At 33.7% G+C, this 20205-nt stretch carries 10 protein-coding genes and 1 tRNA gene; 8 read left to right on the forward strand and 3 right to left on the reverse strand.

Translation table 11 applies throughout. The features are described 5' to 3' along the window. Positions 1–108: 108 nt before the first annotated feature. Positions 109–190: transfer RNA gene (locus F6K23_RS17700), tRNA-Leu, on the forward strand. Positions 191–737: 547 nt separating this feature from the next. Here the strand turns inward: F6K23_RS17700 and F6K23_RS17705 are convergent. Beyond that, the gene (locus tag F6K23_RS17705) at positions 738–1427 is read right to left on the reverse strand and encodes an SDR family oxidoreductase (protein ID WP_293158196.1); all 690 of its coding nucleotides are present in this window, start codon (positions 1425–1427) and stop codon (positions 738–740) included. 876 nt (positions 1428–2303) lie between these two features. Here F6K23_RS17705 and F6K23_RS17710 point away from each other — a divergent pair. Beyond that, complete coding sequence (locus F6K23_RS17710; RefSeq protein WP_293158199.1) at positions 2304–3209, forward strand: glutaminase; 906 nt, start codon at positions 2304–2306, stop codon at positions 3207–3209. Positions 3210–4230: 1021 nt separating this feature from the next. Here the strand turns inward: F6K23_RS17710 and F6K23_RS17715 are convergent. Together F6K23_RS17715 and argS are read right to left on the reverse strand one after the other, a co-directional pair. Next, complete coding sequence (locus F6K23_RS17715; protein WP_287239426.1) at positions 4231–4713, reverse strand: PleD family two-component system response regulator; 483 nt, start codon at positions 4711–4713, stop codon at positions 4231–4233. A 1212-nt stretch (positions 4714–5925) separates the two neighbouring features. Further along, complete coding sequence (argS, locus tag F6K23_RS17720; RefSeq protein ID WP_293158313.1) at positions 5926–7683, reverse strand: arginine--tRNA ligase; 1758 nt, start codon at positions 7681–7683, stop codon at positions 5926–5928. 743 nt (positions 7684–8426) lie between these two features. Between argS and F6K23_RS17725 the strand changes: the two genes are divergently transcribed. From F6K23_RS17725 to F6K23_RS17750, 6 genes are all read left to right on the forward strand, one after another. Further along, positions 8427–8840: a hypothetical protein gene (locus tag F6K23_RS17725; RefSeq protein WP_293158203.1), complete on the forward strand. Its 414-nt coding sequence runs from the start codon at positions 8427–8429 to the stop codon at positions 8838–8840. 2788 nt (positions 8841–11628) lie between these two features. Beyond that, positions 11629–13017, forward strand: a complete 1389-nt coding sequence (locus F6K23_RS17730) for a malic enzyme-like NAD(P)-binding protein (protein ID WP_293158206.1) — start codon at positions 11629–11631, stop codon at positions 13015–13017. A gap of 1026 nt (positions 13018–14043) precedes the next feature. Further along, a complete protein-coding gene (locus tag F6K23_RS17735; protein WP_293158209.1) occupies positions 14044–15486 on the forward strand; it encodes a hypothetical protein in 1443 nt (480 codons plus the stop codon). 736 nt (positions 15487–16222) lie between these two features. Next, on the forward strand, positions 16223–16684 hold the full coding sequence (gene rimP / locus F6K23_RS17740) for a ribosome maturation factor RimP (RefSeq protein WP_293158212.1): 462 nt from the start codon (positions 16223–16225) through the stop codon (positions 16682–16684). Between the two features lie 359 nt (positions 16685–17043). After that, positions 17044–18420: a transcription termination factor NusA gene (gene nusA / locus F6K23_RS17745; RefSeq protein ID WP_293158215.1), complete on the forward strand. Its 1377-nt coding sequence runs from the start codon at positions 17044–17046 to the stop codon at positions 18418–18420. Between the two features lie 1017 nt (positions 18421–19437). After that, positions 19438–19701, forward strand: coding sequence for a YlxR family protein (locus F6K23_RS17750; protein WP_293158219.1), 264 nt, complete (start codon positions 19438–19440; stop codon positions 19699–19701). The last annotated feature ends 504 nt before the right edge of the window (positions 19702–20205 follow it).

The following is a 20205-nucleotide window of genomic DNA, read 5'->3' on the forward strand; positions in this document are numbered from 1 at the left end:
ATAACTGATAATTGAAATGACGGTGGGGTATTAAACTTGCAAAAGATAAAGATAAAAAATTGTCAGTCATTGTGAAAATTTCTGATTTGTGTGCTATATTGAAATTATGCGGATGTGGCGGAATTGGTAGACGCGCTAGATTTAGGTTCTAGTTTCTTCGGAAGTGGGGGTTCAAGTCCCTTCATCCGCATTTAATTTAAGAAGGAAGAGGAAAGAAGCAAGAAGGGAGAAGACTTAAAAGTCTGAAAAAAACTTAAATTTCCCCTAGATATTTTCGCTATAGTAAATAAGGGTCAGATTAAATAGTACTTTAGAGAAAGAATATTCAGATCCTGACCTATTAAAAATGTTTAATCCAATTTAAAAAAAACTAAGCTGCTAAGTAAAGACAATTCTAGGTACACAAATAATTTGTAACTTTCTAGAAATATCAGACTCAAGACACACCTTCTAAAAATCTAGACAATCCTAGACACGCCCTTCATCAGTGACTAAGAGCGATTTTACGGCTCACCTGTCCACAAGTCTACTGGCAAAGAAGGTTAATGTTCCGCTCAAACACATTGAGTATAGGATTCCCTCTGGGGTTTTTGTCCTTATGAAAAGTCGAGTGCAAAACACTCCATAATAGTTGCTAAAATCCTCTGGTCTTAGCAGACATAAGTAATAATAACACAAATTAATGGCGCAAAAATATAGACATTTCTTAGATATTTGTCTAGGGTAGTCTATGTTTTTCAGCTCTGGCAAGCAACAGTTAAAGGCATTCCATTATCACTAGGTTTCAACTTCAACAAAAAAGGAACAGCTTTCTTTACCCAAGACTGCACAGGAGTACAAGACTTTGCTGCCTCCCCAAAACAAATATCTAACATATCAGTATGAATAACTCCAGGGTTGAGAGGAATAGCGGCCATTCCTGATGGTAATTCTTGGGCTAAAGTACGAGTCAAACCCTCAATTGCCCATTTTGAAGCACAATAAGGTCCAACTTGTGGAGAAGTGGAACGTCCCCACCCAGAACTAAAATTAACAATTATTCCGCTCTCTCTAGAAATCATAGCGGGGAGAAAATGACGCATCACATTTGCCACACCCTTAATATTAATATCAATTAATTGGGAAAATTCCTCACTATCAACTTCCCAAACAGACCCTGGTTGATTAATTATAGCGGCATTATTTATTAATAAATCTGGCGGTGAATAATTACTTAATGTTTTAGTTACCCACTCTCGCACAGAATTTTCATCTGCTACATTCACAGAAGTAAACTGATGTGGATTACCATATTTAGTAGTTAATTTTTCAACAGCAGATGCAGAACGAGCACAACCGATAATAGTATGACCTAATCTAATAAATTCATCGGTCATAGCTCTACCTAAACCACGGCTGATACCTGTAATAACAATGACCTTTTTCATCGGGTATATATATTTTTTTACTTAGCTCTTATTATAATTAAATTCTGTTCTAATTGAAGAAGGAAGAATTCATTAATTGATAATGGATAATTGATAATTACCTCTGGTTAAAACCGTTACGGAATTGAACATAAGGAAATATTATTTCTTCTTTTGGGCGATTGGATATGCTTAGGAAACCCATCCATCCCACCCAACGGGGAAGCTCCGAATATCGACCGCTGTCTTGGTTGATTGGATATGGCGAGGTCCCCTCGCCATCCCTCAACCGCTTTTTTACCCTTAAAAGGGGAGGCTTTAAACCAGAATTATTCAATTATTAATTATTAATTATTCGGTAAGAAGGAAGAAGTAAGAAGCAAGAAGGAAAAAATGTATAGGGATAGTCTTCTACACGCCACTTCCTGTCTACAAATCCCAACCAATTGCAAACACGGTGTAGACTGCGGTTCAACAATTATTGAAGAAGGAGACAGGAGACAGGAGACAGGAGACAGGAGGAAAATTACATGGGGATTCTAACCCCAAGTAATTTTGAACACCCCCGTTGACGGTGGGGTATTAAACCCACAAAGAAAATGATAATTAACAATTAACAATTACCTCTTATTTTCAAGGAGAGGATTGAATAAAAGGAATTTTTGTTCTTTTTTTTTCTTTAAAGGAGAGGCTTTAAACCTTAATTATTCGGTAATTCAACCCAAAATAAAGGGTGCATCTCAATTTTGAATAAAGCCAAAAAATTATCGCTTTTAGGCAACAGCTCTGAAAGGCAACAGGCAACAGGGAATAGATAAGAAAAAAGTATTTTTACAAATATTGAGATGCACCCAAAATAAAAAGATAACAATAATAAAACTAGATAATAATTTTATAATGTTAGCCATTGACGAACAACAATTATCAGCCTGGATAGAAACAGCATTAACTCAAACAAAATTAGGTACTTTGCCTACTTATATTCCTTCACTTGCTGAAGTTAACCCCAAGAATTTTGCCATAGTTTTACAAAGTATTGAAAATCAGATTATCTCATTAGGTCATGTAGACATAAATTTGCCTCTAATGAGTGCAATTAAACCTTTTTTACTCTTGTACTTATTATGTGAATTTGGCAGTGATTTTGTATTTAAAAGAGTAGGAATAGAATCTTCAGAAAAGCCTTTCAATTCTTTAGAACAACTGGAAGTTGATGGTGGATGGCCAAGAAATCCAATGATTAATAGTGGAGCGATCGCTTTATCATCTTTACTACCAGGAAATACTGCTCAAGAGCGCTGTGAAAATTTTTGTTCTTGGCTTAACAAGTATGGAAAATGTCAATTATTTTTAGATACAAATATATTAGCTTCTGTTGGGTCTTTACCTAATCATAATAATCAAGTTATAGCTGCAAAATTGGTAGAAGCGGGTTATATTCAAGACTCGAAAATTGCTCTAGATACTTATAATCAAATCTGTTGTTTATCTGGCACAATTTTTGATTTTGCTAATCTAGGAATGTTGTTAGTAAAATATCCTTACTCTAAGTGGAAAAAACACTGTTGTGCAGTTAAAGCGCTAATGACTACCTGTGGTTTGTATGAAGCATCAAGTTGTTATGCTGTAAAAATAGGAATTCCAATTAAGTCTAGTGTAAGTGGAATTGTTTTGGGAGTAGTTCCTAGTACAGGAATAATTGTTTGCTATAGTCCTCCTCTAGATCAACAAGGAAATTCTGTAGTAGGTTTATTTCTCTTAGAATTAATTTCTCAAAATTTACATTTAAGTGTCTTTTACTAATAAAAGTGTAATTAACGTCAGTTCGGATTAAGAGCAGTTATTTAACCTGGAATAATCTGAAACTATATAATCATGTTGAGCGGATGATAGAATTAGCAACTATAGAATCAGGCTTTTAATTTATCCTGAATTCAGGTTAATTAGTTTTTCGTAAATAAAAAAATGAATCTATTTATGACCGAGTATCTTATTAATCTAGTATAATTTGGCTGTTATGTAATTTCAATATATAGATAAAAGACCAAATTATATTCAATCTTAAAGCTTTATTCTATAAGCTTTTTTCGACTAAAATCTCAGTACATTTTTTGACAGTAAGTTTCATCGAAATATATCATGCAGGTAGAGGAGTAAATTTTTATTACCTAAAACTCTAAGTTTTGTCTCTCATTGAACTGAAAAAGACTATATATAGCAATCCTACAGCGGTTTTCCTTGCACGGTAGACCACAGTAGAGACGTTCCATGGAACATCCCTACAGGGGGCGTGATTATGACGATGTGGTTGATCAATATGAAAAGCGCTGTAAATCATCCTTGTTGAAGAAGCAAGAAGCAAGAATAAAAAAGGAAAAAGTAAAAAGGAAAAAGTAGATGGGTACTCAAACCCCAAACAATTGTAAACACTGTGTAGAAGGCAGGTTATTAAACCCAAAAGAAAAAAATAATTTTATTGCTTCGGTGTTTCTCATTCCCTAAAATCTACAATATTTCACAACTCAAATAAGATTGCTGTATATCAACCAACTCACTCCAACAAGTCCGGTCTAGAAAAGCGAAAAAGCTTATAGTTAAGGTGCTAATTGCTGCATATCAATTAATTTAGAGTTTGAATATTCATCTTGAGACGCTCCCTGTAATCTAATCATTTTTCAACAATAAATAAAAACTCTCCAATTATCTTACTTTGTTTCTTATGTCCTCAAGCATTTAATTCACTGTTAATATTTGAAATCTAAATGCTGAAGAAATCTTTGCTTAATTAATTAGCTGTCAATTTTTCGAGCAACTTATTGGCAAATTAAGTTGTACAAAATTCATAACAATTAGACTTAGATTCTATTTCTGGGGATAAAATTCTTATACAACCTTGTTTATAAAGAAACTGGTCGCTATATTTAGGATTCACATTGGCAATGATATTAAACCTTGCCATTATTGCCATTAACTCAGATTTTTTTATAGGTTTGCTAATATAACCATTAGCCCCTTGTTTCATTGCCCAATATACATCAACTTCTTCATTTTTACTAGAGCAAAAAATTACAGGTATATTCATAATTTTAGGTTCTGATTTAATTTGACGACAAACTGAATAGCCATTCATTTTTGGCATAATAATGTCTAAAAGCACTAAATCAGGACTTTCTAGTTTTATTTTTTCTAGTGCTTCTAAACCATTACTTGCCAGTATAATTTTTAATCCCATCTTGGCAAGAATATGTGCGCCTAGTTTTCTGACAATTGCGCAGTCATCTACTATTAAGATTGTTTTTTTTACCATGATTATATAGTGAAGCTAATGTATAGTTACCAAACTTAATTGAGCTGTAGATTTAGCACCCATGAATTGGGTGATTTAATACTTGCACTCCTGACTGTTTTCCCAATTGCAGGATTTTAAATTAATCGATTCAGTTAAAAATTTCATTATTAACTAAGAGAATATTAATATTATTAACCTAGTTTCATGATTTTTTGGTAGAGCATACAATCGTATCTACCTGTAATTATAATACACCTTTTAGATAGAATATCAGAAGTTTTACCAAAGTTTGTGAAGTTACGATGAAGTTTTGATAGCTAGGAGTTAATTAGCTAGAAAAAATTGAGTATTGAGATGAAAATTTCAAGTAGTTAGATTTATTGATAGAAGATTTTTCACTTTAGTGAAATACATAGCTTTTTCTATCTGCCCTTATAGCAGTTTTCAGATAGATAAACCACACACTCACGTATCACAACTATCGTAGAAACGTTACATGAAATGTTTCTACTGTGCTCTACCCAAATGAAAATGATTATATCAATAGACAGGTAATTACTTATTGTAATAGATATACATCGGACTTACGCAATGCCAGGGTATGATTGACACCAAATTTTATTATTTATTATAGGGTATTTACTTTACATCCTCCCATCCTCAAATTCAATACACCACCTTTGACTTTGACTTTTTTAAATATCAGCTTACTAAAGCACAATTGGTATGAGATTTGAAAATTGTTTCAGCTTTTGTGGTGTGTAAGTGCGGATATAATTTCTAATTAAACTTAAAATAAAAAATACTTTCCTTTGAATACATCAAGTTCTCAAGCTTTAGGAAGAAATAAAGCAATTAAATTGAGGTAAAAATGACAGTAAGCATTCAGCATTCAGCATTCAGTTATTAGAAGTCAGCCATAAAAATGAAAGACGAATTTGGCACATTAGTCAATATAATTCTTAGTGAAAAAATCTAGAGGTAGTCCTATAGGTAGTATTTATAGCAATAGCCAGAGCGGTTAAGACATAGACTAATGATGAATCTTAGACTAGGCAATGTTTTTCCCACTGTTCTGAAATCCGGTTTTCCCTGTTCCCTGTTATAGTTTGATGTATTTTTATCCAGACTTTAAATTATCATTCAGTCTCTGAATACTGATTTAAACTTAATTTCACCAAAAGCTATCATCAGTTAAGAGTGAATAAATGATAGCTGAATACCGATCAATTACATTCTTTCTAAAACAGAAATTCCGAGCAAAGACAATCCAAACTTTAGAGTTCTGGCGGTTAAGTCACATAATAATAATCTAGAAGTACGCAAAGGTTCTTCTGAAGTTAAAACTGGGCAATTCTCAAAAAATTGATTAAACTTTCCACTCAATTCATATAAGTATTCACAAAGACGATTAGGCAATAATTCAACAGCCACCATATTTAACACTTCATTCAACAATAATAGATGTTTTCCTAGTACCAACTCTTGCTCATCTTTCAAGATAATTTTGCCATCCTCTCTTAACTTTTCAAACTCAATTTCTCCCTTTCGAGCAATTCCTTTAACCCGCACATAAGCATATAATAGATAAGGAGCAGTATTTCCATTCAAAGCCAACATTTTATCGAAACTAAAAACATAATTACTATTCCGATTTTGACTCAAATCTGCATACTTAACCGAACTCAAACCAACAACTTTAGCTATATTTTCAATAAACTCATCACTCTCCGAACGATTCTCCTCTTCCAACCTCTTTTCCAAATCATTCCGCGCCCTATTTATAGCCTCATCTAATAAATCTTTTAACCTCACAGTTTCCCCAGAACGAGTCTTTAACTTCTTCCCATCTTCTCCTAATACCAAACCAAAAGAAACATGAACAACTTCCACATTTTCTGGAATCCAACCAGCACGTTTTGCCACTTGCCAAACTTGAGCAAAATGATTAGCTTGACCAGCATCCGTAACGTAAATTAATCGCTTTGCACCCTCCTTTTCAATCCGATGACATAAAGCAGCTAAATCAGTAGTTGCATAATTATAACCACCATCAGATTTTTGTACAATTAACGGTAAACGCTCGCCTTCCTTATTAGTAAATCCCTCCAAAAATACACATTGAGCACCATCATTCTCTTCCAATAAACTTAACTTATTTAACTCTTCCACAACCCCAGACAACATAGAATTATAAAAAGATTCTCCCCGCTCATTTAACTCAATATCAAGTAAGTCATAAATAACTTGAAATTCCCGGCGAGATTGATTACATAAAAGTTGCCAAGCATAACGACTATCCTCCGCACCAGCTTGCAAATTTACTACTTCTTCTCTTGATTTTTCCTTAAAAATTTCATCCTCATCAAACCTTTTTTTTGCCTGTCGATAAAAAGCAACTAAATCTCCTATATCTAAAACATCAGCAGTTTTTAAAGCTTCCGGAAAAGCTTCTCGTAAATAAGTAATTAACATTCCAAACTGAGTACCCCAGTCTCCCACATGATTTAACCTGAGTACATCATGTCCCTGAAATTCTAGAACCCTTGCCAAAGAATCTCCAATAATTGTTGAACGTAAATGTCCAACGTGCATTTCTTTCGCAATATTGGGACTAGAAAAATCAATGACAACCTGCTGCGGATTTTTTGTAGGGGAAATATTAAGTCGTTCATCTTTGATAATCTGTTGTAAATGAACTTCTATATATTCTGGTTTGAGGGTAATATTTATAAAGCCTGGTCCAGCAATTTCTGGAGGCTTACATATATCGGTAATATCCAGCTTTTCAATAATTTGAGTAGCGATCGCTCTTGGTTTATTCTTTAATTTCTTAGCCAAAGACATTGCTACGTTACATTGATAATCTCCAAATTTGGGATTACTAGCTGGAACGACCATTGGATCTGTATTGGCTAAATCTTGACCAAAAGCAGCAACTATAGCTTTGTCGAATTTACTTTTGAGTTGTTCAAGAGTAGAGTTAATCATTATGTTTAATGTTGAAGATTTTAAACTTTTATAGATAATAACTTTCTGCTGTGGAAAAAAGTACTGATATCTGATAGACTCATTCTGAATATTTAAGTAGGTAGGTAAAATCATTTGTAGATTTACTACTCATACAAAATATGTCAGACTAGGGTGATTTTCAAAAAAATTGAAATTTAGTTCATTAATGGATAATGGATAATTACCTCTGGTTAAAACCGTTACGGAATTGAATATAAAGAAATATTATTTCTTCACAGGAGTCGATTGGATATGGCGCAGGTTTCCTCGCCATCCCACCCAACGGGGAAGCTGCGAAGATCGACCGCTTTTTTCCCTTTGAAAGGGGAGGCAGAGTAAGCTGAATTATTTAATTAACAATTATTAATTATTAATTATTCGGTAATTAGGGGATAATAACTAGATTTAGTATTCAGATATATTTTCTGTTCCCAGATTTAGTATTTTATACCTCGATTAAATGTTAAATTAATTTGGCACAGATACTTATCTAATCCAATTAATTTTTCTTGGCAGCTAGTATTTCAAATGTAGCATAAGTGTAGTTATTAAATCTATATGGATTCTGGATGTAGAATCTCCAATTTGACTTGAGATATTTAGATTAGCAATAATTATCTTATAGTTTTGTAATTTTAATAATGAATATAAAAAAATTATAAGCGTACCATTTTAAGAAATGTTAAGATGGTAGGTAATAATACTTGAGGACATTAATTATGTTATCTAAGCCAACCTTTGACGATCATTCCCTAAGTGAATCTTTCTATCAAGCACTCATTAATCTTTTCTATGAATCTTTAAGTCTTTCCACTCAATCCTTATTAGGCGAATGTAGTTTTGGCTTTGCTCCCGACTCCCTTGGAGCCAAAACTTTTTTTATTATCGCTCCTTCTATATTGGAAGCAGATCGACTAATTCAAGATATTGACAGTCTCAAAAGTCGAGTAATTTCTTTAATGGGAGGAGTAGGAAAACTTGCTATTTGTGTCAATCCATTGAAAGAGCAAGAAGAGACTAATTCTCAGAATCACAAAGAGGAAACATTTGGAGACTGTCTTGATCAAACCCAAGAATTTTTACCACAGTATATGATGTGTAAAATTTTTCCTATTGATAAAAATCTAGATTGATTTTTCTATCCATCTTCATACTTGATACCATTTATTTTTCTTTTTTGTAAGTACACTTGAAACCTCTTCTATAGAAACCCACTGTATTTATATTTATTTGAAAAATTAAGTGTAGCTTTATGGAGAAATGGTCTAAGAATAAGCAACAAGTAATGTTGTTAAAACAGTGGTTCTAAATCAACAAAATTATCCACAAAAAAAACTGCATCATAATTTAATTAAACGCTTAGTTAATCGTGAAAATTGATTTAGAGCCAACAATGTATTTTCTTGATACATCATTTTATTACAGATAATTCCCTATCCATTTGATCAAAGAAAAAAATTTATATATTTTCCTATACATACTCTGTTCCTTAGCTTCATAACTAACATACGAAAAACTGGATTGAGTATAATTTTCTCTTAGGGAGTAGTTAAAAATTTTGTCATATTACTATTTATTATTATCGCAATTTCCAAGAAGCGTGATGTAAAAAATTCGTTGGTTTTAGGGAGTAGAGAGTATTCAACAATGAATAATGAATAATGAATAATGAATAATTACCTCTCTTTGAATTGAAGAGGATTAACTAATAATGAAAATTTTTCTTCACAGGAGTCGATTGGATATGGCGAGGAGACCTGTTCTTGCAGACCCGCTCCGAAGATCGCCATCCCATCCTAACGGACTGCTCCGCAAACGACCGCTTATTATCCCCTATCCAAGGGGAGGCGCATACCCACAATTTTTCGGTAATTCGGGAAATTAGGTTGCACATTATCGAATGATATTGTCAAAAATTAGTTTAGACTTTGACTAAAAAAAACTAATATTAATCATTCTAGCAATTCTCAAATCCAAAATCCAATTCTATCAAAAATATCAAATGATTTGTCACTGTGCAACACCCAAGAAATAGGGAATAGAAAACAAGAAAAACAACTTTACCTCAGTAACTTGAGAAAAGCTATATAGAGTGAAAAGATTCTGTATTTCCAGTATATTCTCGAATATCTATATTTTTTTTATTTATGTCACTCTAAAAGTTGTAGTTAAAGAGAATAAAAAAATATATACTAGAAGGAAGAAGGTATTTGGTTATCTAGGCGATTAGTTATCTACAACAGAATGCTTTAGAGAACTAGGATAAGACCGAAATTGGAAAAATCTGGCGTTGTCTGAGTTTTAAGCTTTTGATATGTCATAACCTTTCCTTCAACTGCTATAAAATCAATCAGAATAGTCAGGAGATGTGAGATAAATTGTTTAATCTCTATTCCCAGTTAAAAATAATCTTCTATTTTATTTTACTTACTGATTAATACCAATTTGAAAAAAGAATCCTATAAAAAGTGTATATCGGATCGATATGCTTAAAAATAGCTTCTCCAGTTCATTTTAGATGGTTATATCTATCGTTTTACCTTTTTTTCAATATTTATCAAAATAACATGGGTCGCGCAATCCCGCCTTTTACAGAGGTTTTCATTTGGGTAGACCACAGTAGGGACGTTCCATGGAACGTCCCTACAAGGTATTATTTGTGAAGATGTGGTTCATCAACTTGAAAAGCGCTGTAAGGCGATCAGATTTTTGGAGAGTTGCTCAAAGTCAGGAGGGAAGAATAACGAAGAGGATAAGAAAGTTTTTGATCACTAATTAAGCGGACATAATATTAGTTATCTAGGAGAGAAGGAAGAGGGAAGGACTGAAATTGGAAAAAGTGAATGGGGATACTAAAAAGTTGCTGCGACCCTCGATCTAACCCCAAACAATTGTAGAAACCCTGTAGACTGTAGAGTATTAAATCCGTAAATAAGAAGATAAAATCTGGTTGATTATTATCGGGTATTCAACTAAATCCTCAAATCCTATTCAGGTAAATATTTTGACTTTTTTGAATATAAATTTAACTAAATAAAATTTGGTATAATACCAAATCAGATTACTTAGAGCTGATTTATAAAGTAAATATCAAGAGGCTTAATTCCTTGCAATACAAAGGTTTTGGGAGTTACAACCAAACAATACTTAAATCCCTGAAAATTAGATTAAATCAGGGTTTTAGCTAAGTTTACAAATCAGCTCTTATAGACCACAATATATTATTGAGAAAAGCTTGATATATATGAATTGTAGTTTACTTACTTATGGTTTAGCTAAACTGGATTTGATATTTAGATATCAAACGAAAAAACGCTTATAGGATTTATCCATGAAGCTGCCCTTAATATAAAGATGAAGATAGGCAAGATAAGTACCTGGACAGAATTAATTGTGCATTTTTGATAGCTATATGAAAGAACTATCAAAGGATCGACAACAAATTTATATACAAATAATTTTGTCTACCTACTTAGTAAAGTCACCACAAAAATTATTAAGTGCATCATTACACAGAAATGGTATTTAAAGAAAGAAATAAATAAATAAATAAAGAGAAATAAAGAAGAATAATTTTTGATAAATATTTCTGAGTCAAGACTTAAGCATAAGTTTTTTCTACCACCTCGATCAATAATTTCCAGAAGGATTATTAAAAACTCTTGACCAACAAAAAAAAAAGTTGATAGAAACGATATTCACATCAGAGCAATAAAAAAAAGAATCTACCTATCAATACAGAATAACAGTAGTATTTTTTTCTCTGGAGTCCTCCTTTTTCTCTCTTCCCTTGCCAAACAACTATTAAAAAACTAAGACATAAAGAAATTCCTTCCTAAAGCCTAGAAATGCTCATTGAAAACTTAAGATTAACTACGATGACACTAAAATCTAGAACTCAAAACTTAGAACAAACCTAACATGGTAGAACTAACACCTAATCCTTCATTTAGCCTAACAATTCGCCTCGAAACTCCTAACCGCACCGGAATGTTGGCCAACATCACCCAAGCCATCGCATCAGAAGGAGGCAATATAGGCCACATTAACTTACTAGAACAAAGTCGCCGAATTACACTTAGAGAAATTACAGTTGATGCCTATAGTACCGAACATTCCGAGAAAATTGTCCAAGCGGTTAAAGCATTAACAGAAATAAAAGTAGTTGATGTCTACGACCGTACCTTCAATTTACATCGTGGTGGTAAAATAACAGTTCAAGGTAAAATACCACTAAAGTCTCAATCTGACCTATCAATGGCCTATACCCCAGGAGTAGGCAGAATATCCAAAGCTATTGCAGAAGACCCCGAACAAATCTATAAACTTACCATTAAACAAAATACAGTAGCCATTGTTACAGATGGTAGTGCAGTTTTAGGGCTAGGTAATCTAGGTCCAGGAGGAGCTTTACCAGTAATGGAAGGTAAAGCAATGCTATTTAAAGAATTTGCTGGGGTAGATGCTTTTCCTATCTGTCTCGCTACTCAAGACACTGACGCTATTATCGAAACAGTTAAAAATATTGCTCCTGTATTTGGAGGAGTAAACTTAGAAGATATTGCTGCCCCTCGTTGTTTTGAAATAGAAGCCAAACTACGCCAAATATTAGATATTCCAGTATTTCATGATGACCAACACGGTACTGCAATAGTCAGTTTAGCCGCATTAATTAATGCTTTAAAGTTGGTCAAAAAATCTATAGAAGATATTCGTATTGTCATTAATGGAGCTGGTGCTGCAGGAATAGCGATCGCTCGTTTGTTACGCAAAGCAGGGACTAAGACAATTTGGTTATGTGACTCTAAAGGTATAGTATCAAAAGATCGTACAGGTTTAAACCCAGAAAAACAAGAATTTGCTGTTGAGTCTTCAGGTACTCTAGCAGATGCTTTAATAGGTGCTGATGTATTTTTAGGTGTGAGTGTACCAGGAGTTGTTACCCCAGAAATGGTGAGGTCTATGGCCAAAGACCCTATAGTATTTGCTATGGCTAATCCTATTCCAGAAATACAACCAGAATTAATTACAGGAGATGTGGCAGTTATGGCCACAGGTCGCAGTGATTACCCAAATCAAATTAATAATGTTTTGGCATTTCCCGGCATATTTCGCGGTGCCTTAGACTGTCGGGCCACTACCCTGACATCTACAATGTATTTAGAAGCTGCTAGAGCGATCGCCTCATTAGTCAAAGCTTCAGACCTAGACAAAGAACATATTATTCCTTCGGTCTTTGATACTAGGGTCGCTACTGCTGTGGCTGGAGCAGTGGCCCATGCTGCTCGCCAAGAAGGAGTAACCATTTAAAAGCTTTTAGATTTTTAAAATATAAATATCTTTAAGAAGTAAACCTAAAAAAATAACGGGAGGAAGTTAGCCAGGCGGATTTATCCCCTGGTTGAATAACGACACGCGGGTTTCAACCCGGAGTAAAAGCCTGATATACTAGAAATAGCAAGTAAGAACAAGGTTTGTCGCCATGACAAGACCGCGCTTTGCGGTGAAATTCCGGCGGACAGGAGACGGGGACTTGATTTCCTACGACGGCTGTTTGCGCAGCATTCCGCAGGAAAAGCAAGCAGGCAGCTAAAGCAGTGATTTATTGCTCCAACATCTTGAGTAAAACCACTCGTGAAAGCTAACAAAAAAAAGTAAACTCACAGCTAGATTTCGGTCTAAGTCGAGGAGTTTAGGAGTCTGTTGACAGGCTTAAGCAAATGTGGATTTATGAGGGGCTGCCTGCGGAATTTACTTCCGCACTTTAAACGCCCCGTCCCATTTGCGGTAGATTTACTACAGAATCCAGGGTGTTTCAACCCCTGGAGATGTCAAATATCGCTATCTGTGCCAAATATTGAGTAGTGAGACCCCAGGGTCTCATTTTTTCTTGAATTTTTTTTTGATTATTTTTTTTCAGAAAGTTACCAATAGTACTAATTTTATCAATATTTGCTGCAAATAACTAGGTTATTTTTTAGGAATCAGTGGTAGAGGAGCTGTCGGATTGGCAACGTACAGAATGAATAGCTTTGATACCATTTACTAGGTCAGAATTTATCTTTGTAGTCCAAAGGACATCTCCTCTCAAGTCTTTTAACTGCCCTTATTATTAATAACATTCTTTTTCCACCCTTGATATAAAGTGTGATTTATCAAAAAATTAAATATTATAGAGCAGTTTCAAACCTGCCCCAATCTGAAAAAATATAAAATATAACAGGGAACAGTGGGAAAAACATTTCCCCTTATTTCGATTCATCTCATCATCACTCTATATCCTAATCTACCTGTCTATTGCTTGCTATATATCAAAATAAATAAATCAAATCATCAATGGCAACTACAAAAAAGATTCGTCGGAAAACTCGCAAAGTTCCAATATTTGAAAGAATCATGGCATTTTTAGCCCTAGTAAATTTTATTCTAGTGCTATTTAACATGACCTATATTACCTTTCGTGATTTTTATTTTGAGCAAATCCCAATGCTCACAAAAATATACGACCCAATAAAGGGAATTGAATCTAATAGAGATACAGAAAAATACTTAGATCATTTGGAACAACTGGAAACGAAAATACCTCAAGGTGCTGATTCTTTAATAGTACAAGAAGAGTTGGCAGAATTACGAGAACTTAGTGTAGAAATGATCGTTCAAAATCCTTTTGCAGTTGCCAACAAAAGCGGCTCTTTAGAAAAAATAAAAAATCGAATGAGAGATAAAATTGATAATGATTCTGCAAAAGAATCATTTAAAACCTTCTGGAGTCAAGAATACTTAACAAAAAATGGATGGATTGAAGAACTGGAATGGTTTGAAACAGAAATCAAACCATTAATTGCTAAAAACTATTATCGTGGCATCGGTGAAAGTGGAGGACTAGCTGATTATTTTGGCATAATCGACCTACCATTTATAATTATATTTGGTTTAGAATTTTTAGGCAGAACATTTTTAATTAGTCGTCGTTATCCTAGCGTAAATTGGCCAGAAGCGATGCTCTGGCGTTGGTACGATATTTTTCTACTATTACCATTTCTACAGTTTTTACGGATAGTTCCTCTAACAATTCGCCTCAATGATGCTCAAATTATAGACCTAGAAACAATTAGGGCACAAGCTAGTCGAGGTTTTCTTGCTTCTATTGCTCAAGAACTAACAGAAGTAGTAATAATGCAAGTAATTAATCAAGTGCAAAAAGATGTCAAAACAGGAGAATTAGCAAAGCAAATATTTTCCTCTCAAGAAAAAACTTATATCGATCTAAATAACATTAATGAAATTGAAGCGATCGCCACTAGATTAGTACAAGTAACTGTTTGCAAAGTCATACCTCAATTACAACCAGATATAGAAGCTCTAATCCGTTACAATGTAGAGAAAATAGTTGAAGAATCACCAGTTTTTCAGAGATTTCAGCAAATACCAGGAGTAGAAAATTTAGCTAATCAACTATCAGAAAGATTAGTCCAAGAATTATCCAATCTTGCTACTGAAGGACCCCAAAATGCTTATGAAACAGTTAAAGCAGCAATGGCAGATCCAGTAGGAACACAATTATCTAACCAGCTCGTTCAACACTTCGGTCAAGCACTAAGTACAGAATTACAACAAGAACACACATTAGAAGAACTTCAATCCTTAGTATCAGCCCTTCTTGAAGAAGTAAAAATTAACTATGTGATGCGAATGAGCGAGGAAGATGTCGAAAAAATTCTAGAACAAACCAGACAACTACAGCTTAAAGCTAATCAACCTCAAAATAATATCAGCTAATACCGTTTCACGGAATTCAAAAGTTAAAAGTAATATTTAATAGACAGAAAACTTTGACGTTTCAAGACTTTTAACGGATTATTTGACATTATAACTTTGAAGCTATTTGTGACATCCTTAAAAGTGAAACGGCATAACAAAATTAATTGCAATCGGAGAAAAAATCAACTTGCTGATCAATAAAAAATATGATATAAATAATTACTTACAGTTTAATAGAACTAATTAAGTAGGGAAAACCTATCCCAATTTAAACTTCTATAATAAAGATTGTAAACAAATATGTCAGATATAGTTAAATATAGTCTTTTGTCTCCAGAAATCTGGGCGACTATTGAGATAATTTAACTTTTGCTTGCTAGAGCTAAAAAACATAGACTATCCAAGACTTATATCTACAAAATTTCCATGTTTTTACGCCATTAATTTGTGTTATTATCACTTATGTCTGCTAAGACCAGAGGATTTTAGCAACGATTATGGAGTGTTTTGCACTCGACTGTTCATAAGGATGAAAACCCCAGAGGGAATCCTAAACTCAATGTGTTTGAGCGGAACATTAGCCTTCTTTGCCAGTATACTTATGGACGGGTGAGCCGGAAAATCGCTTTTAGTCACCGATGAAGAGCGTGTCTAGGATTGTCTGGATTTTTAGAAGGTGTAAAGGATTTAAGTTAATGTTAACAGTTGTTAACAGGGAGTGGGTGAAGCCCACTTTTTTTGTTGCATTTGTCCTATGAGTCATCCATTAATACCACAAATCATCAAATTTGCTACCCCTATTGCCGAGTCCCTAGGATTGGAATTAGTAGGAGCAGTATTTCATACAAATCAGCATCCTCCAGTGCTGCGTTTGGACATTCGGAACCTTCATCAAGACACAGGTTTAGATGATTGTGAACGGATGAGCCATGCTATAGAAGAATCACTAGATGCAGCAAATATTATTTCTGAACCATATTTACTAGAAATATCCAGTCCTGGTATTTCTAAATTTTTGGATAATGACCGAGATTTTATTGCCTTTAAAGGGTTTAGCGTAATTGTTAATACTTCCGAACCGTATAAAGGTAAAAATCAATGGATGGGACAACTGGTTGGTCGCGATCTAACAGCAATTTACATTAACCAAAAAGGACGACAATTGACTATTCCACGCTCTCTAACTATGACTGTTGAATTACAAGAAGGAAAGTAATTAAATAACACTAGAAAATATCAAAGAATAAATATTAATTACTGTTTTAAATTTATTGTTTGATTGCTCGTCAGACTTAAATATCAACAACTAAAAGGAACTTAAAATTCCTATAGTGTTATAACTGGAGATCAAGTCGAAGATCATACTTTATACTTGTTATTCTTTGCTTATTGTTTCAATTATCAAATTATAAGTTCTCGAAAAAACAAAAAATACTTCACTTGAATACCTAAATTATGTAAGCATTTCCTGCGGAATGCTTACTAAATAATTAATATCCTAATCTCATAAGGATGAAAAAACTCGCCTCGAAGTAAAAAAATTTAGAAAAATAAAAATATAGAGGATAAAAAATTATGTCAATGGTCAATTTGCCTGGACTTAAAGATATGATCGAAGGTATTAGTAAAGAGCGCAATTTACCAAAACAAGCAGTTCAAGCTGCTTTACGTGAAGCTCTACTAAAAGGATATGAACGCTACCGACGCACTCAACGTCTAGATGGAATTCATTTCACAGATGACTACTTTGACAACTTTGAAGTAGAGTTGGACGTAGAAGAAGAAGGGTTTCGAGTATTGGCCACTAAAACCATTGTTGAAGAAGTGACCAATCAAGACCACCACATAGCTCTGAAAGAAGTTATAGAAGTAGCTCCAGAGGCCCAGTTAAATGATACCGTATTCTTAGATGTCACACCAGAACAAAATGAATTTGGTCGTATGGCTGCTATCCAGACCAAACAAGTATTAGCTCAAAAACTACGAGACCAGCAGCGCAAGATGATTCAAGAAGAATTTCAAGATTTAGAAGGCGAAGTTCTTCAAGCCAAAGTCCTAAGATTTGAAAGACAATCAATTATCTTATCTGCAAGTAGTGGTTTTGGTAGACCAGAAGTAGAAGCTGAACTACCTAAGCGAGAACAATTACCCAACGATAACTACCGTGCTAATGCCACATTCAAAGTTTATCTCAAGCGAGTATGTGAAGGCTCAACTCGTGGGCCTCAGTTACTCGTGTCCAGAGCTGATGCTGGTTTAGTAGTTTATTTATTTGCAAATGAAGTCCCAGAAATTGAAGATGAGATAGTGAGAATTGTAGCAGTAGCCAGGGAAGCAAATCCACCATCCCGATATGTTGGCCCTCGGACTAAAATAGCAGTTGATACTCTTGAAAGAGATGTAGATCCTGTCGGGGCGTGCATTGGTGCTAGGGGGTCGAGAATTCAGGTAGTTGTGAATGAACTGAGGGGAGAAAAAATAGATGTGATTCGCTGGTCTCCAGATCCTGCAACTTATATTTCCAATTCCCTTAGTCCAGCTAGAGTAGACGAAGTTCGTTTAATTGATCCAGAGGAAAGGAGAGCGCATATTTTGGTATCTGAGGATCAACTTAGTTTGGCGATAGGTAAGGAAGGACAAAATGTCCGTCTGGCCGCTCGCCTCACTGGCTGGAAAATTGATATTAAGGACACTGATAAATACGATCATGCTGAAGAAGATAGTAAAATTGCACTTGAAGTTTCTCATCGGCAAGCATTAGCTGAACAAGAAGAAGCTGAACAAGCATTAGCTGAACAAGAAGAAGCTGAGCAAGCATTAGCTGAACAAGAAGAAAACGATACTGAGGAATTAGAGTTAGAGAATACAGATTTTGACGATCCAGATAATTATTCTGAAGTTAATGCAAATGAAGAAGTTAATGAAACTGAATATCCTGTGGAATTAACTTAAAATATTAAAGATTATAATTTCAGAGATAGAGTTAATTATTTACCATCAAAATCATATCGGTTTGCAACTTCAAAAAGCAAGTATTCATAGAGTTGTATGGCATAAAAAAAATAAAACTGTCAACCAAATTCATATGAAGTTGCATAGAATAATATTTTAATCAGAGTTGACTATAGATTAAGACAGACGAATTAATAAATTTCATAATTCTGTGCAGCCTCACATAAAATTGGTATAAAACCTAAAACCTCATTTTGTGCAACATAACATAAAATTGGTGTAAGTTGTTAACTATTGCTAATTAAGAAGTTATCTGGATTTTGCTATACCAGGCGCGATCAATGTTTGTTTGTTACAAATACTTAGGGTGTTGATAGTAATCAGTAGTTACCGAGGTTAGGTCTTAAGCATTTCTTGGAATGAGGCTTGATTTTTAGTTCTTTAATACATTATGGGTAAAGTTCTTACTTCACTTTGATTGTTTGTATAGCAGAAGGAACAAGAAAAGACCTAAGGACCGAAAAATCTTGCGTTGTCTGAGTTTTAAACTTTTGATATGTCCGCCCCCTTTCCTTCGACTGCTATAGCATTCATAATGAAAATTGGTATTGTACCAATTTTCATAATTAATTTATCCGCAAACCGCTATGATTACAATTCATTTAATCTACTATCATAGAATTAAATAATTAAAAACTTTTATTCAGATAAACTGTTGACTTTAGATTGATAAAAGTAGCTACTCTTAGTATTAATTTGTGCAATAATTTATTGGCAGATATCAAAATTAGAGGTTTTCAGCACAATGTCATTATTTTTAATTAATCAATGGGATTTAATGAAGAGTAAAATGAATGATTTTTATAACTTTAATTGAAAATTTTAAGTATGATAAAATCAAAAATTTAAGTAAAAAAATAGGGAAAATATCTATAAATAGATTGGTTAATATTTGCCAATTTATTCTGAAAAAACAAAAAGTAATTGAGTAAAGTTTTAATCAACGAAAAAATAAAAATGAAGCCAAATTACCGTCGCTGTGTTAGTTGTAAAAAACTTGCTCCTAAAGAAGATTTTTTGCGAGTTATTCGTCTTAAAAAATCTTCTACCATTAGATTAGATGAAGGAGAAGGACGTTCAGCTTACATTTGTCCACAAACAGAATGTTTTCAAATTGCTCGTAAAAAGAATAAATTAAGCCGTTCACTTAAAACCCATGTATCACCAGAAATATATCAAGCATTATGGCAAAGATTGAAAAATTATTCATCGAAAAAATGATCCCTGAAAATAATTGTACAACAGAATAATATTTGGATTATCCACAAATTAACTATGAATTACTAAATAAATCGAATACCACAACTAATTTTGTGTATCTTCTCTAGGAATTAGATATTTCATTTCTAAAATTAATATATACCTATAAGTTACCGAAAAATTGTGGGTATGTGTCTCCCCTTGGATAGGGGATAATAAGCGGTCGAGGGATGGCGAGGTCTCGGAGCTGTCCGACCATCGACTCTTGTGAAGAAAAATTTTCATGAATTTGTCAATCCTCTTCAATTTATTCTCAAGGAGAGGTAATTATTAATTATTAATTATTAATTATTAATTATTAATTGTTGAATGAGCTATGGTGCATTTTAATTTTAGATAGCTGAACAGCTTAAGACAGCATTGAGACCGCAGAAAAATTATAAATCCTGCTAAGATAGATATTCCGAGGACAATAAATGTCTTAGGAAACTTAAACTATGATTGAAATAAATATATCTATAAAAG

The sequence above is a fragment of the Okeania sp. SIO2C9 genome, from assembly GCF_010672455.1.
In the GTDB taxonomy this organism is placed as follows: domain Bacteria; phylum Cyanobacteriota; class Cyanobacteriia; order Cyanobacteriales; family Microcoleaceae; genus Okeania.